12 protein-coding genes are annotated in these 15369 nt (G+C 70.5%); all 12 read left to right on the top strand.

The window, feature by feature from the left end:
• Positions 1-15: 15 nt before the first annotated feature.
• The 12 genes from lysA (at position 16) to ACWEFL_RS01025 (ending at position 15292) form a co-directional block, all read left to right on the top strand.
• Positions 16-1407 (top strand): diaminopimelate decarboxylase, encoded by a 1392-nt coding sequence (gene lysA / locus ACWEFL_RS01080; RefSeq protein ID WP_451705588.1) that lies wholly within the window; start codon positions 16-18, stop codon positions 1405-1407.
• A gap of 99 nt (positions 1408-1506) precedes the next feature.
• Positions 1507-2796 (top strand): homoserine dehydrogenase, encoded by a 1290-nt coding sequence (locus tag ACWEFL_RS01075; RefSeq protein WP_451706156.1) that lies wholly within the window; start codon positions 1507-1509, stop codon positions 2794-2796.
• 6 nt (positions 2797-2802) lie between these two features.
• A complete protein-coding gene (gene thrC / locus ACWEFL_RS01070; protein WP_451705585.1) occupies positions 2803-3861 on the top strand; it encodes a threonine synthase in 1059 nt (352 codons plus the stop codon).
• A gap of 579 nt (positions 3862-4440) precedes the next feature.
• Positions 4441-5412, top strand: coding sequence for a homoserine kinase (thrB, locus tag ACWEFL_RS01065; RefSeq protein ID WP_451705582.1), 972 nt, complete (start codon positions 4441-4443; stop codon positions 5410-5412).
• A 466-nt stretch (positions 5413-5878) separates the two neighbouring features.
• On the top strand, positions 5879-7924 hold the full coding sequence (rho, locus tag ACWEFL_RS01060; RefSeq protein WP_451705579.1) for a transcription termination factor Rho: 2046 nt from the start codon (positions 5879-5881) through the stop codon (positions 7922-7924).
• A 450-nt stretch (positions 7925-8374) separates the two neighbouring features.
• Positions 8375-9508: an LCP family protein gene (locus ACWEFL_RS01055; RefSeq protein ID WP_451705576.1), complete on the top strand. Its 1134-nt coding sequence runs from the start codon at positions 8375-8377 to the stop codon at positions 9506-9508.
• A 137-nt stretch (positions 9509-9645) separates the two neighbouring features.
• On the top strand, positions 9646-9870 hold the full coding sequence (gene rpmE / locus ACWEFL_RS01050; protein WP_451705573.1) for a 50S ribosomal protein L31: 225 nt from the start codon (positions 9646-9648) through the stop codon (positions 9868-9870).
• 165 nt (positions 9871-10035) lie between these two features.
• A complete protein-coding gene (prfA, locus tag ACWEFL_RS01045) occupies positions 10036-11115 on the top strand; it encodes a peptide chain release factor 1 (RefSeq protein WP_451705570.1) in 1080 nt (359 codons plus the stop codon).
• A 41-nt stretch (positions 11116-11156) separates the two neighbouring features.
• Entirely contained in the window at positions 11157-12002 is an 846-nt protein-coding gene (prmC, locus tag ACWEFL_RS01040) for a peptide chain release factor N(5)-glutamine methyltransferase (protein WP_451705567.1), read from the top strand.
• Positions 12003-12186: 184 nt separating this feature from the next.
• Complete coding sequence (locus ACWEFL_RS01035) at positions 12187-12834, top strand: L-threonylcarbamoyladenylate synthase (RefSeq protein ID WP_451705564.1); 648 nt, start codon at positions 12187-12189, stop codon at positions 12832-12834.
• Positions 12831-13475 carry an arsenate reductase/protein-tyrosine-phosphatase family protein gene (locus ACWEFL_RS01030; RefSeq protein WP_451705561.1) on the top strand — a complete coding sequence of 215 codons (645 nt, stop codon included), beginning with the start codon at positions 12831-12833 and terminating at the stop codon, positions 13473-13475. The genes ACWEFL_RS01035 and ACWEFL_RS01030 overlap by 4 nt, the downstream gene beginning before the upstream one ends.
• A 434-nt stretch (positions 13476-13909) precedes the next feature.
• Complete coding sequence (locus ACWEFL_RS01025) at positions 13910-15292, top strand: serine hydroxymethyltransferase (RefSeq protein ID WP_451705558.1); 1383 nt, start codon at positions 13910-13912, stop codon at positions 15290-15292.
• The last annotated feature ends 77 nt before the right edge of the window (positions 15293-15369 follow it).

Genomic DNA, 15369 nt, shown 5'->3' with positions numbered 1-15369 from the left:
CGTGAGAGAGACACCATGAGCCGTTCCGCACACCCCGCCGGGCCCCGCCACGCCGACGTACTCCCCGAAGGCCACTACTCCGCGCCGCCCGCCGACCTCAATGTGCTCCACGAGAAGATCTGGTCCCGGACGGTCGGCCGCGACAGCGCCGGAGTCGTCACCGTCGGCGGAGTGGAAGTGACGCGGCTGGCCGAGGAGTTCGGCACCCCCGCCTACTTCCTCGACGAGGACGACTTCCGCGCCCGCTGCCGTGCCTGGGCCGACGCCTTCGGCAAGGACGCCGATGTCTTCTACGCCGGGAAGGCGTTCCTCAGCAGGGCCGTCGTGCGGTGGCTCCACGAGGAGGGGCTCAACCTCGACGTCTGCTCCGGAGGGGAACTCATCACGGCCCTCGACGCCGGGATGCCCGCCGAGCGCATCGCCTTCCACGGGAACAACAAGTCGCCCGAGGAGATCGAGCGCGCCGTGCGCGCGGGCGTGGGCCGGATCGTGCTCGACTCGTTCCAGGAGATCGTGCGGGTCGCCCATATCGCCCAGGGGCTCGGCAAGCGCCAGCGCGTCCAGATCCGGATCACCGTCGGAGTGGAGGCGCACACCCATGAGTTCATCGCGACCGCCCACGAGGACCAGAAGTTCGGGATTCCGCTCGCCGGGGGGCAGGCCGCCGAGGCCGTACGAAGGGCGCTCGGCCTCGACGGGCTGGAACTGATCGGCATCCACTCCCACATCGGCTCGCAGATCTTCGACACCTCCGGCTTCGAGGTGGCCGCGCACCGCGTCGTCGGGCTGCTGAAGAGGATCCGCGACGAGCACGGCGTCGAACTGCCCGAGATCGACCTCGGGGGCGGCCTCGGCATCGCGTACACCCCGGAGGACGATCCGAGCGAGCCGCACCACATCGCCAAGGCGCTGCACGAGATCGTCACCCGCGAGTGTGACGCGGCCGGTCTGCGCACCCCCCGCATCTCCGTCGAGCCGGGTCGCGCCATCGTCGGGCCGACGACCTTCACGCTGTACGAGGTCGGCACGATCAAGCCGCTGGAGGGACTGCGGACCTATGTCAGCGTCGACGGCGGCATGTCCGACAACATCCGCACCGCCCTGTACGACGCCCAGTACAGCGTCTCGCTCGTCTCCCGCGCCTCCGACGCGGCTCCCATGCTGACCAGGGTCGTCGGCAAGCACTGCGAAAGCGGTGACATCGTGGTCAGGGACGCGTTCCTGCCCGCCGACATCGCGCCCGGCGATCTGATCGCCGTACCCGCGACCGGCGCGTACTGCCGCTCCATGGCCAGCAACTACAACCACGCGCTGCGGCCGCCGGTCGTGGCGGTGAGGAACGGCGAGGCGCGGGTGATCGTCCGGCGTGAGACGGAGGAAGATCTCCTGCGTCTGGACGTCGGTTGATTGAGATAGATGTCTCGAATGCCGGACGGGGGATAGAAACCTCCGTCCGGTGAGTGAGACTGGTCCACACCGTAGAAGTGAGAGAAGCGAGGTCGGATGATGCGTACGCGTCCGCTGAAGGTGGCGCTGCTGGGCTGTGGAGTGGTCGGCTCAGAGGTGGCGCGCATCATGACGACGCACGCCGACGACCTCGCGGCGCGGATCGGCGCACCCGTGGAACTGGCCGGGGTGGCCGTCCGGCGGCCTTCGAAGGTCCGGGAGGGAATCGACCCGGCCCTCATCACCACCGACGCCACCGCCCTCGTCAAACGCGGTGACATCGACGTCGTCATCGAGGTCATCGGCGGCATCGAGCCCGCCCGTACGCTCATCACCACCGCCTTCGAGCACGGCGCGTCCGTCGTCTCCGCCAACAAGGCGCTGCTCGCCGAGGACGGCGCGACCCTGTACGCCGCCGCCGAGCAGCACGGCCGGGACCTCTACTTCGAGGCCGCCGTCGCCGGTGCGATCCCGTTGATCAGGCCCCTGCGCGAGTCCCTCGCCGGCGACAAGGTCAACCGGGTGCTCGGCATCGTCAACGGCACGACCAACTTCATCCTCGACAAGATGGAGCGCTCCGGCGCGGGCTACTCCGAGGCGCTCGACGAGGCCACGGCGCTCGGATACGCGGAGGCCGACCCGACCGCCGACGTCGAGGGTTTCGACGCCGCGGCCAAGGCCGCCATCCTCGCCGGAATCGCCTTCCACACGCGCGTACGCCTCGACGACGTCTACCGCGAGGGTCTGACCGAGGTCACGGCGGCCGACATGGCCTCCGCCAAACGCATGGGCTGCACCGTCAAGCTCCTCGCGATCTGCGAGCGTGCCGCCGACGGGCGGTCCGTCACCGCGCGGGTCCACCCCGCGATGATCCCCCTCAGCCACCCGCTCGCCTCCGTCCGCGAGGCGTACAACGCCGTCTTCGTCGAGTCCGAGGCCGCCGGGCAGCTGATGTTCTACGGACCGGGCGCGGGCGGTGCGCCGACCGCGTCCGCGGTCCTCGGCGACCTCGTCGCCGTCTGCCGCAACAAGCTCGCCGGGGCCACGGGCCCGGGGGAGTCCGCGTACACCCAGCTGCCCGTGAGCCCCATGGGCGACGTGGTGACGCGGTACCACATCAGCCTCGACGTGGCCGACAAGCCGGGCGTCCTCGCCCAGGTCGCGACGGTCTTCGCCGAGCACGGGGTGTCCATCGACACCGTCCGCCAGCAGGGTAAGGACGGCGAGGCGTCGCTCGTCGTCGTGACCCACCGGGCGCCGGACGCGGCCCTCTCCGGGACCGTCGAGGCGCTGCGCCAGCTCGACACCGTGCGCGGTGTCGCCAGCATCATGCGTGTTGAAGGGGAGTAACCAGCAATGACCCACCAGTGGCGCGGCATCATCGAGGAGTACCGGGACCGGCTTCCGGTGACGGACACGACACCGGTCGTCACACTCCGTGAGGGTGGTACGCCGCTCGTCCCGGCTCAGGTCCTCTCCGAGCGCACGGGCTGCGAGGTGCATCTCAAGGTCGAGGGCGCGAACCCCACCGGTTCCTTCAAGGACCGCGGGATGACCATGGCGATCACCCGTGCCAAGGAAGAGGGCGCGAAAGCGGTCATCTGCGCCTCCACCGGCAATACGTCCGCGTCGGCCGCCGCCTATGCCGTACGCGCCGGAATGGTCTGCGCGGTCCTCGTGCCGCAGGGGAAGATCGCGCTCGGGAAGATGGGGCAGGCGCTCGTCTACGGCTCCCGGATTCTCCAGGTCGAAGGGAACTTCGACGACTGTCTGGATCTGGCCAGGAATTTGTCCGAGAATTATCCGGTGGCCCTGGTCAACTCGGTCAATCCGTACCGTATCGAGGGCCAGAAGACCGCGTCGTTCGAAATCGTCGACGCGCTCGGCGATGCCCCCGACATCCATGTGCTCCCCGTCGGCAACGCCGGGAATATCACGGCGTACTGGAGGGGGTACCGCGAGTACGCGGCGGACGGGATCTCCACTCACACGCCCCGGATGTGGGGTTTCCAGGCGTCCGGCTCCGCGCCGATCGTCCGGGGCGAGGTCGTCAAGGACCCCTCCACCATCGCCACCGCGATCCGGATCGGGAACCCCGCCTCCTGGCAGCAGGCGCTCGCCGCGCGCGACGAGTCCGGCGGCTTCATCGACGAGGTGACGGACCGTGAGATCCTGCGCGCCTACCGGTTGTTGGCCTCGCAGGAGGGCGTCTTCGTGGAGCCCGCCTCCGCCGCGTCCGTAGCCGGTCTGCTGAAGGCCGCCGAGGCCGGCAAGGTCGATCCCGGCCAGCGGATCGTCTGCACGGTCACCGGCAACGGGCTCAAGGATCCGGACTGGGCCGTCGCGGGCGCGCCGCAGCCCCTCACCGTCCCGGTGGACGCGGTGGCGGCGGCGGAGCACCTCGGCCTCGCCTGAGCCTGAGCCGGATCTGGAACCGGAGCCGGAGCCTGATCCGGGCTCTCGGTTTCGCCTGAGCCCGGGTCGGAGTCGGTCCGGTAGGGGATCCGGGCTCTCGTTTGAGCCGGATTCCGGACTGATATTCATGTATTCATGGCTGGAATGAGGGGGCCGGGCCCGGATCCCTCGCCAGGACCGTTGAAACCGGAATCGGAACCGGAATTCGCGGCCCGGCCCGCCGGGACCGGGCCGCAGGGGATTCCGCCGGACACCGCCCCACCACCTCGTGGAATCCCACCCCGCCCGCGCCGCTGTGCGGCCGAGGGAAGCCTGCCGCGCCCGTACCCCGGTGGAAAGCATGCCAAGCCGGGCATCGGCGCACGTAGGGGCACAGGAGGCTCGCGACACGCATCGTGCGCCTCCTGTGCGCCCTATGTCGCCACAGAACTTTCCTTCGATAGGCTGTACCGAACCCGCCCCGCCGCATATGCCGCGGTGTAGTCGCCGTTACGGCCCACGGGTGTTCCCGCCTCTCGAATCCCGCAGTCAGAACCCCGTAGCCAGAACACAGCCAGAATCAAGGAGTGTCATCGAGCGATGGCCGGTCCAGCGTTCCGCGCCGCCGCCGTACGGGTGCGCGTCCCCGCCACCAGTGCCAACCTCGGCCCCGGCTTCGACGCCTTCGGGCTGTCCCTGGGGCTGTACGACGATGTCGTCGTCAGGGTCGCGGACTCCGGTCTGCACATCGACATCGCGGGCGAGGGCGCGTCGACGCTGCCCCGCGATGAGAACCATCTCCTCGTACGCTCCCTGCGTACGGCCTTCGACCTGCTGGGCGGTCAGCCGCGCGGTCTGGAGGTCGTCTGCGCCAACCGCATCCCGCACGGCCGTGGCCTCGGATCGTCGTCGGCCGCCATCTGCGCCGGCATCGTCGCCGCCCGCGCCGTGACGATAGGGGGCGACGCCAGACTCGACGACACCGCCCTGCTGGAACTGGCCACCGAGATCGAGGGCCACCCCGACAATGTCGCCGCCTGTCTGCTCGGCGGCTTCACCCTCGCCTGGACCGACAGGGGAGCGGCGCGCGCCATCAGGATGGACCCCGCCGATTCCGTCGTTCCGGTGGTTTTCGTACCAGAGAAGCCGGTGCTCACCGAGACGGCCCGCGGACTTCTGCCGCGTACCGTCCCGCATGTGGACGCCGCCGCGAACGCCGGTCGCGCCGCCTTGCTGGTCGAGGCTCTGACCAGGCGTCCCGAGCTGCTGCTGCCCGCCACGGAGGACCGGCTCCACCAGGAGTACCGCGCCCCGGCGATGCCGCAGAGCGTGGACCTTGTCAACCGACTGCGCGGCGACGGCGTCCCTGCAGTCATCTCCGGTGCGGGCCCCACGGTGCTCGCGCTGGCCGAGGAGAGTGCGGCCGACAAGGTCGCACGGCTCGCGGGCGAGGGGTGGGCGGCCAACCGTCTCGCCTTCGACGCCGTGGGCGCGAGCGTGCTGCCGCTCGTCCCGCCCGGTGTCGCGCCGTCCGGAGCCGGATCGCCCGAAGGGGAGCCGATCTCCGAGTGAGCCGAGTTCGGAGTGGGGCGACTTCTCGGGATTCCGCGCGAATCACCGCGCTTCTCGAGGAATCGCGGCGATTCGCGGGGACACAAGATTGCCGGTGAAGGAGAGGGGGAATGTTTGTTGGAGCCGGTAGTGTTAACCTCAAGTCTGCAACCGAAGCCTTTGTGGCTCGGAGCTTTGCGTCCCGAATCGGGATCACCATTCTTCCGGGAGCCTCCCCAACTGCCTGAGCAGCCTGCCTGAGCAGTTTCGAGCACGCTCCGGAACCGGCACGACACCTCCCGCTCCGCCATGGAGTGGGCCGAGCAGGGGGATCTCGGGCCGGACTTGCATGTATCTCTGCTTCTCCGCCGTATCAGACCCGGCGGGGACCACCGCCCCGGCACGGTCACACACCAGGACCGCCGTCGGACAGCACAACCGGTCGCCGAGCCAGATGGCCGACGCCCGCTCCAGGGAAGGACCCTTCGTGAGCGACACCACCGATCTGATGGGCGTGACTGCCGACAACAACGTCGACACCTCCGCGCCCGCCGCAGGTGCTGCCTCCGGCACCACGTCACGGCGCCGCCGTTCCGGCACCGGCCTCGACGGCATGGTCCTGGCCGAGCTGCAGCAGGTCGCGTCCGGCCTCGGCATCAGGGGCACCGCGCGTATGCGCAAGAGCCAGCTGATCGAGGTCATCAAGGAGGCGCAGGCCGGCGGCGGAGCCGCCACGGCCAAGGCCGCCGAGACCAAGGCCCCGGCGGCCAAGAGCGCGGAGGCCGAGACCAAGCCGAAGCGCCGCGCCACCTCCAAGGCGCGCACGGGCGACGCGTCCGCCGTCGCCGACGCCACGCCCGCGGCGGCCGAGAAGGTCGTGACCCAGCAGCAGATCGACATCCCCGGCCAGCCGGCCAGCGACGACCAGCCGGCCGTCGAGCGCCGCCGCCGTCGCGCCACCGCGCAGGCGGGCAGCCCCGAGGCCCAGGCCGAGGCCCCCGCCGAGGCGCAGGACACCAGGACGGAGGCCCAGCCGGACGCCAAGGCCGAGTCGGCCGTCGCCGCCTCCGCGCAGGCGCAGGACGGCGACACCCGCAAGGACCGCGGTGAGCGGGGCCAGCGCGGCGACCGCCGTGACCGCCAGCGCGAGCGCGGCGACCGCGACCGGGACCGTGACCGCGGGGACCGGGGCCGGGGCAAGAGCGACGACCAGCAGGGCGGCCAGCGCCAGCAGCAGGGCGGCCAGCAGCAGCGCCAGGGCGGCGGCCAGCAGCAGGACGACGACGACTTCGACGGTGGCCGCCGTGGCCGTCGTGGCCGCTACCGCGACCGCCGCGGCCGCCGTGGCCGCGACGACTTCGCGAGCGGCGAGCCGCAGGTCGCCGACGACGACGTCCTGATCCCCGTCGCGGGCATCCTCGACATCCTCGACAACTACGCGTTCATCCGCACGTCCGGCTACCTGCCCGGACCGAACGATGTGTACGTCTCCCTCGCCCAGGTCCGCAAGAACGGCCTGCGCAAGGGCGACCACGTCACCGGCGCGGTCCGTCAGCCGAAGGAGGGCGAGCGCCGCGAGAAGTTCAACGCGCTGGTCCGGCTGGACTCGGCGAACGGCATGGCGGCCGAATCCGGCCGTGGCCGCCCGGAGTTCAACAAGCTGACCCCGCTCTACCCGCAGGACCGGCTCCGTCTGGAGACCGACCCCGGCGTGCTGACCACCCGGATCATCGATCTCGTGTCGCCGATCGGCAAGGGCCAGCGCGGTCTGATCGTGGCCCCGCCGAAGACCGGCAAGACCATGATCCTCCAGGCCATCGCCAACGCGATCACGGTCAACAGCCCCGAGTGCCATCTGATGGTCGTCCTCGTCGACGAGCGTCCCGAAGAGGTCACCGACATGCAGCGGTCGGTCAAGGGCGAGGTCATCTCCTCGACCTTCGACCGTCCGGCCGAGGACCACACCACCGTCGCCGAACTGGCCATCGAGCGCGCCAAGCGTCTCGTCGAGCTGGGCCACGACGTGGTCGTCCTGCTGGACTCCATCACCCGCCTGGGCCGTGCGTACAACCTCGCGGCCCCCGCCTCCGGACGCATCCTGTCCGGTGGTGTCGACTCGACCGCGCTCTACCCGCCGAAGCGCTTCTTCGGCGCCGCGCGCAACATCGAGGACGGCGGCTCGCTGACCATCCTGGCCACCGCGCTGGTCGACACCGGCTCGCGCATGGACGAGGTGATCTTCGAGGAGTTCAAGGGCACCGGCAACATGGAGCTGAAGCTCGACCGGAAGCTCTCCGACAAGCGCATCTTCCCGGCGGTGGACGTCGACGCGTCCAGCACCCGCAAGGAGGAGATCCTGCTCGGCAGCGACGAGCTGGCCGTCGTCTGGAAGCTGCGCCGGGTGCTGCACGCGCTCGACCAGCAGCAGGCGATCGAACTGCTGCTGGACAAGATGAAGAAGACGAAGTCGAACGGCGAGTTCCTGCTTCAGATCCAGAAGACCACTCCGTCCGTCGGCGCCAACGGCGACTGACATGCGGTGATCGGTACGCGGCTGTGCCCCGCCACCCCAAGGGTGGCGGGGCACAGCCGTTCTCTTTGTGGCTCGGTTCTCCCCCGGACTCCGTCCGGGGGGACCCCCACGGGGAGCTCCCGGCACCCGCGCGGCCCTTCAGTCGACTCGCCCCGGGTGAGAGTTCAAAGGCCCTTCTCACCGCCCCGTACGCCCCCGAAACCGCAGGTGAACGCCTGGGGACGGCACCTCGACCGTGCCCCGTCCGGCACCGCTCCCAGCCGCTTTCTCGCCGCTTTCTCACGGAGTTCTCACACCCGGATGCAACCCTTTGCGGCGCAGGCTCGTCTCTCCAGTGGCGGAACAAAGATTGACATATGCAGACAATCCGCACCTGGCCGACAGCGAGGAGTAGAGGAGTAACGGCACGCGGACACGGAAGCGGACAACCTGACGGGAACCGAGGAGACCATGGCCGGGCAGAGCAGAGGTGGGGGCCGGATACGGGACGGCCGACGTGGGCCGCGACGCTCCAGGGGGCGCCGGGCGGCGGTCTTCGTCGCATGGTCGGTGGCCGTACTGCTGCTGATCGGCGCATCCGGACTCGGCTATGTGTACTTCAAGCTCAACGGCAACCTCCGCGGCATCGACATCAACGCCCAGCTCGGCAATGACCGGCCCAGCAACGTCGACAACGGCTCGATGGACATCCTGGTCCTCGGCTCGGACTCCCGCTCCGGAGCCAACGCGAAATACGGCAGGGACGAGGGCGGCGCACGCTCCGACACCGCGATGGTCGTCCACGTCTACGAAGGCCACCGGAGCGCGAGCGTCGTCTCCATACCCCGCGACACCCTCGTCGACCGCCCGCAGTGCACCGACAGCGACGGCAAGAAGGTCCCGGGCGAGCAGCGCGCCATGTTCAACACGGCGTACGAGGTCGGCGGGCCGGCCTGCGCGGTGAGGACCGTCGAGAAGATGTCCGGCATCCGCATGGACCACTACATCGAGGTCGACTTCACCGGATTCAAGAAGCTGATCGACGAACTCGGCGGAGTGGAGGTCACCACCACGGAGCCGATCAAGGACCGCGACAGCCGTCTGGACCTCGCCCCCGGCACCCACACCCTCGACGGGGAGCAGTCACTCGGCCTGGTGAGGACCCGCAAGAGCGTCGGCGACGGCAGCGACCTCGGACGGATACAGCTCCAGCAGGCGTTTGTGAAGGCGTTCATCGGCCAGGTCAAGGACATCGGCATCCTCTCCGACCCCACCAAGCTCCTGGGCGTCGCCGACACGGCCACCCAGGCGATCACCCCCGACTCCCAGCTCGACTCGGTGGCGGAGCTGATGAGCTTCGCCCAGAGCCTGAGCCGTCTCGGTCCCGAGGACGTGGAGATGGTGACCCTGCCGGTGGAGTACGACCCGGCGGACCCCAACCGCGTCGTTCCGATCGAGGCCGCCTCCCGGCAGGTCTGGACGGCGCTCGCGCAGGACCTCCCGATACCTCCGTCCGCGCTCAAGGACTCCGCCGGCGACAAGAGCGACGCCGGGATGGCCGTCCGGGGAGCCAACGTACCCGCGCAGACGAGGCAGACCCCGTAGACGGCCGGGGAATAGTTCCGCCCCGACCCCGGTTTTGGGAGATACGGCCGGTCCTGGCAGACTGGTACGTCGGCCCCGGTTCACGCACGAGCACTCCGCTCCTGCGACCCGGCGCCCTCCCGGAACTAGGAGAGACCTTGAAGCGCGACATCCACCCCGAGTACGTCGAGACCCAGGTCAGCTGTACCTGTGGCGCCTCGTTCACCACTCGCAGCACGATCGGCACCGGCAGCATCCGCGCCGAGGTCTGCTCCGAGTGCCACCCGTTCTACACGGGCAAGCAGAAGATCCTCGACACCGGTGGCCGCGTGGCCCGCTTCGAGGCCCGCTTCGGCAAGGCCGCCGGCTCCGCCAAGAAGTAGCGAGCCGACTGCGCCGGTCCTCGGCCGCCCCTGCACCGGGCGGCTGGGACCGGTGTTTTTGTCGCTGGGGGTCCGGGCCGCGCGGCCCCTGCCGCTGACGCCACAGCCCCAGGGAAGGCACGACGCCGTCCCCGCAGTCACTTCGTTCAGAACCAGGAGCCCCCGATGTTCGAGGCGGTCGAGGAACTGATCGGCGAGCACGCCGATCTGGAGAAGAAGCTCGCCGACCCTGCCGTCCACGCCGACCAGGCGAACGCGCGCAAGCTGGGCAAGCGGTACGCCGAGCTGACACCCATCGTGGGCACGTACCGCTCCTGGAAGCAGACCGGGGAGGACATCCAGACCGCGCGCGAACTCGCCGCAGAGGACCCCGACTTCGCCGCCGAGGTCAAGGAGCTGGACCAGCAGCGCGAGGAGCTGACCGAGAAGCTGCGGCTGCTGCTCGTACCGCGCGACCCCAGCGACGACAAGGACGTCATCCTTGAGGTCAAGGCGGGCGCGGGCGGCGACGAGTCCGCCCTCTTCGCCGGCGACCTGCTGCGGATGTATCTGCGCTACGCCGAGCGCGTCGGCTGGAAGACCGAGATCATCGACGCCACCGAGTCCGAGCTGGGCGGCTACAAGGACGTCCAGGTCGCGGTGAAAACCAAGGGCGGCCAGGGTGCCACCGAACCCGGTCAGGGCGTCTGGGCCCGGCTGAAGTACGAGGGCGGGGTGCACCGCGTCCAGCGGGTGCCCGCGACCGAGTCCCAGGGCCGTATCCACACCTCCGCCGCCGGTGTCCTGGTGACGCCCGAGGCCGAGGAGATCGACGTGGAGATCAACCCCAACGACCTCCGTATCGACGTCTACCGCTCCTCGGGCCCCGGCGGCCAGTCCGTCAACACCACCGACTCCGCCGTGCGCATCACCCACATCCCGACCGGTGTCGTCGCCTCCTGCCAGAACGAGAAGAGCCAGCTCCAGAACAAGGAGCAGGCCCTGCGCATCCTGCGCTCCCGGCTGCTCGCCGCGGCACAGGAGGAGGCCGAGAAGGAGGCCGCGGACGTGCGCCGCAGCCAGGTCCGCACGGTCGACCGCTCCGAGAAGATCCGTACCTACAACTTCCCGGAGAACCGCATCTCGGACCACCGCGTCGGATTCAAGGCGTACAACCTTGACCAGGTCCTGGACGGCGATCTGGACGCCATGATCCAGGCGTGCGTGGACGCCGACTCCGCCGCGAAACTCGCCGCCGCGCAGTAAGCGCATGTGACCTTCCGTACGAACCGGGTGGAGGACGACCAGTGAACCTGCTGCTTGCCGAGGTGGCCCAGGCCACCCAGCGGCTGGCCGACGCGGGCGTGCCGTCGCCGCGCTTCGACGCGGAGGAGCTGGCCGCGTTCGTGCACGGCGTGAAGCGGGGGGAGCTGCACAACGTCAAGGACGAGGACTTCGACGCCCGCTACTGGGAGGCCGTCGCCCGCCGCGAGGCCCGCGAACCGCTCCAGCACATCACCGGCCGCACCTTCTTCCGCTATCTGGAACTCCAGGTCGGTCCGGGCGTCTTCGTGCCCCGCCCGGAGACCGAGTCCGTCGTCGGCTGGGCCATAGACGCCGTACGCGCGATGGACGTCGTCGAACCGCTGATCGTCGACCTGTGTACGGGATCGGGCGCCATCGCCCTCGCCATGGCGCAGGAGGTTCCGCGTTCGCGCGTCCATGCCGTGGAGCTCTCCGAGTCCGCGCTGGACTGGGCCCGGAAGAACGCGGAGGGCTCCCGCGTCACCATCCACCAGGGCAACGCGCTCACCGCGCTCCCGGAGCTGAACGGCCAGGTCGACCTGGTCATCTCCAATCCGCCGTACATCCCGCTCACCGAATGGGAGTACGTGGCCCCCGAGGCCCGTGACCACGACCCCGAGATGGCGCTCTTCTCCGGCGAGGACGGCCTCGACACCATCCGCGGCATCGAACGGACCGCGCACCGCCTGCTCCGTCCCGGCGGACTGGTCGTCGTCGAGCACGCCGACACCCAGGGCGGCCAGGTCCCGTGGATCTTCGACGAGGAATCCGGCTGGGCCGACGCCGCGGACCACCCGGACCTGAACAAGCGGCCGCGGTTCGCGACGGCGCGCAAGGCGACACCGTGACGCCGCCGGGGCCGACGACGCCGGGGCCGACAACCAGGCCGTCGAGGCCGCCGTCCGTGTGCGGTGCGGGCCGCCGGCGTACGGCCCGCATGACACACGGACGGCGGCGCGCCACCCCGCTGGGGGTCCCCCGGGACGGAGCGCCGGGGGAAAATCGAGTGCTCGAAAACAGAGAGGCTTCCTGATGGCCCGGCGATACGACTGCAACGACGCGACCGACCGTACGACCGGCCTGCGTGAGGCCGCGTCCGCCGTCCGCCGGGGTGAGCTGGTCGTGCTGCCCACCGACACCGTGTACGGGCTCGGAGCGGACGCCTTCAGCTCCGAGGCCGTCGCCGATCTGCTGACCGCCAAGGGCCGGGGCCGCAATATGCCCACACCCGTCCTCATCGGCTCCCCGAACACCCTCCACGGCCTCGCCACGGACTTCTCCGAGCAGGCGTGGGAACTCGTCGACGCGTTCTGGCCGGGCGCGCTCACCCTCGTCGCCAGGCACCAGCCGACCCTCCAGTGGGACCTCGGGGACACCCGCGGCACCGTCGCGATCCGGATGCCCCTGCACCCGGTCGCCATCGAGCTGCTGACGGAGGTGGGCCCCATGGCCGTGTCCTCCGCGAACCTCACCGGGTACCCCGCGCCCGAGAACTGCGACGCCGCCCAGGAGATGCTCGGCGACGCCGTCTCCGTCTATCTCGACGGCGGTCCTACGCCCGGCATCGTGCCGTCCTCGATCGTCGACGTCACCGGCGAGGTCCCGGTCCTGCTGCGCGCGGGCGCGCTCGATGTGGACGAGCTGCGGAAAGTCGTACCCGACCTCGAGGTGGCCCCTTGATCGCCCCTGAGGGGCGTGGCATAGGCACGGACGACAGTTTCCGCATCCTCCACGTCAGCACCGGCAACGTCTGCCGCTCGCCGATCACCGAGCGGCTGACCCGCCATGCCCTCGGCGTCCGCCTCGGCGATCTGATGACCAGCGGTCTGATCGTGGAGAGCGCGGGGACGTGGGGGCACGAGGGTGCGCCGATGGAGGCCAACGCGGAGATGGTCCTCGCCGACTTCGGCGCGGACGCGACGGGGTTCGTGGGCCGTGAACTGCTCGATGAGCATGTGATCCGCGCGGATCTCGTCCTCACCGCCACACGGGACCACCGGGCGCAGGTCATCTCCATGGGCCACTCGGCGGGCCTGCGTACGTTCACGCTGAAGGAGTTCACCCGTCTCGTACGGGCGATAGACCCGGCCACGCTGCCGGACCCGCGGGACGAGGGGGTCGTCGAGCGCGCGCGTGCGCTGGTGAGGGCGGCGGCGGCGCTGCGGGGGTGGCTGCTCGCGCCCAGCCCCGACGCGGACGAGGTCTACGACCCGTACGGAGCGCCGATCACGTTCTTCCGCTCGATCGGCGACGAGATCAACCAGGCCCTGGACCCGGTCCTCACGGCCCTCACGGGCATCCCCACCGGCTCCCACTCCTGACCCGCCCCCGCAGCGGTGTCGTCCTCCGTTGTCGGACGCGCTGCCTGCCGCTTTCCAGTCCCTCCGGCGCACCTCGGCACCTCCGGCGTTTGAGGAGCGTGGATTCGGGGGCAGCACCCCTGACAGGGGTCTGCGTCGGGGCGCGAGCGGTGGTGCATTTCAGCCCCTCCGGCGTTTGAGGAGCGGGGGTTCGGGGGCAGCGCCCCCGACAAGGGCCCGTGCCGGGGCAGGGCGGGTGGTACGAGGCGGTGCCCGCGGGCAGCCGTGCCGCCGAACGGACCTGCGGTCCAGGCGGGCCGTACGAGCCGCTGCGGGGCTCGCCCACCCGGCCCGCACCCGCAACCGCGCCCCGCGCATTCGCGTACAGCAGAGGCGTCCCACCCGCCCCCGCCCTACATTGGAATCGCAGCGACCCTCCGCGCACGGAGCCCACCATGCCCACAGCCCCGACGGCCCCCGTAGGTCCCACAGACCGCACCGCCCCAGCAGCCCCCACAGACCCGACGGACCCCACCGCCCGTACAGCTTCCGCGGCCCCCGCAGGCCCCAACACCCCCACTGCCCCCACGGGCCCCGGGGCCCGCCCCGCGTTGGACGCCCTGCGGCGGCAGGATCCCGAGGTCGCCGAGGTGATCCTGGGGGAGACGGCACGGCAGACCCACACCCTGCAACTGATCGCCGCGGAGAACTTCACCTCGCCCGCCGTCCTCGCCGCACTCGGCTCGCCGCTGGCGAACAAGTACGCCGAGGGCTATCCGGGCGCCCGCCACCACGGTGGATGCGAGTTCGCGGACGCCGCCGAGCGGATCGCCGTGGACCGGGCGAAGACCCTGTTCGGGGCCGAGCACGCCAATGTGCAGCCGCACTCCGGATCGTCCGCCGTCCTCGCGGCCTACGCGGCGCTGCTCAAGCCGGGCGACACCGTGCTCGCGATGGGGCTCTCGTACGGCGGTCATCTCACCCATGGCTCACCCGCGAACTTCTCCGGCCGCTGGTTCGACTTCGTCGGCTACGGCGTCGACGCCGAGACCGGACTCATCGACTACGACCAGGTCCGCGCCCTCGCCCATCGGCGCCGGCCCAAGGCGATCGTGTGCGGTTCGATCTCCTACCCCCGCCACCCGGACTACGCGCTCTTCAGGGAGATCGCGGACGAGGTCGGCGCGTATCTGATCGCGGACGCGGCCCATCCGATGGGGCTGATCGCGGGCGGAGCGGCCCCCAGCCCGGTCCCGTACGCGGATGTGGTGTGCGCCACAACCCACAAAGTGCTGCGCGGACCGCGCGGCGGCATGGTTCTCTGCGGGGCGGAACTCGCGGAACGCATCGACCGCGCGGTGTTCCCGTTCACCCAGGGCGGCGCCCAGATGCACACCATCGCGGCCAAAGCGGTCGCCTTCGGCGAGGCGGACACACCGGCGTTCACGGCATACGCCCATCACGTCGTCGCCAATGCCCGCGTCCTCGCCGACGGCCTGGCCGCCGAGGGCTTCGCGGTGCTCACCGACGGCACCGACACCCATCTGATCAGCGCGGATCCCGCCCCGCTCGGTGTGGACGGCAAGACCGCGCGCGGCCGTCTCGCCGCGGCGGGGCTGGTCCTCGACACCTGCGCCCTGCCGTACGGGGACGGACGCGGCATCCGGCTGGGAACCGCCGCCCTGACCACCCAGGGCATGGGCGAACCGGAGATGGAACGGATCGCCGCACTGTTCACCGCCGCGATCCGCGAGGAGGGTGATGCCGCGGTGACGCGGGCGACGGTCGCTGCGGAAGTGACGGAGCTGGCAGGTAGATTTCCTCCGTATCCGGGTTAGCCGGGGGCGTGCGCAACCGTCATCGGCTTCCGGATGTCCTCACCCATGGGGCCACCACGGCTAGGGTGTGGGGCTGA

The sequence above is a fragment of the Streptomyces sp. NPDC004838 genome (assembly GCF_053600955.1).
Note: the sequence above shows the minus strand (reverse complement) of the source record. Positions and strands in the feature narration are given on the sequence as shown.

Excerpts from the sequence above, each read along its gene's own strand:
- ACWEFL_RS01025 (WP_451705558.1), top strand. The coding sequence starts at position 13,910 with ATGCCCACAGCCCCGACGGCCCCCGTAGGTCCCACAGACCGCACCGCC.
- prfA (WP_451705570.1), top strand. The coding sequence starts at position 10,036 with ATGTTCGAGGCGGTCGAGGAACTGATCGGCGAGCACGCCGATCTGGAG.
- ACWEFL_RS01055 (WP_451705576.1), top strand. The coding sequence starts at position 8,375 with ATGGCCGGGCAGAGCAGAGGTGGGGGCCGGATACGGGACGGCCGACGT.
- ACWEFL_RS01075 (WP_451706156.1), top strand. The coding sequence starts at position 1,507 with ATGCGTACGCGTCCGCTGAAGGTGGCGCTGCTGGGCTGTGGAGTGGTC.
- thrB (WP_451705582.1), top strand. The coding sequence starts at position 4,441 with ATGGCCGGTCCAGCGTTCCGCGCCGCCGCCGTACGGGTGCGCGTCCCC.
- thrC (WP_451705585.1), top strand. The coding sequence starts at position 2,803 with ATGACCCACCAGTGGCGCGGCATCATCGAGGAGTACCGGGACCGGCTT.
- lysA (WP_451705588.1), top strand. The coding sequence starts at position 16 with ATGAGCCGTTCCGCACACCCCGCCGGGCCCCGCCACGCCGACGTACTC.
- ACWEFL_RS01035 (WP_451705564.1), top strand. The coding sequence starts at position 12,187 with ATGGCCCGGCGATACGACTGCAACGACGCGACCGACCGTACGACCGGC.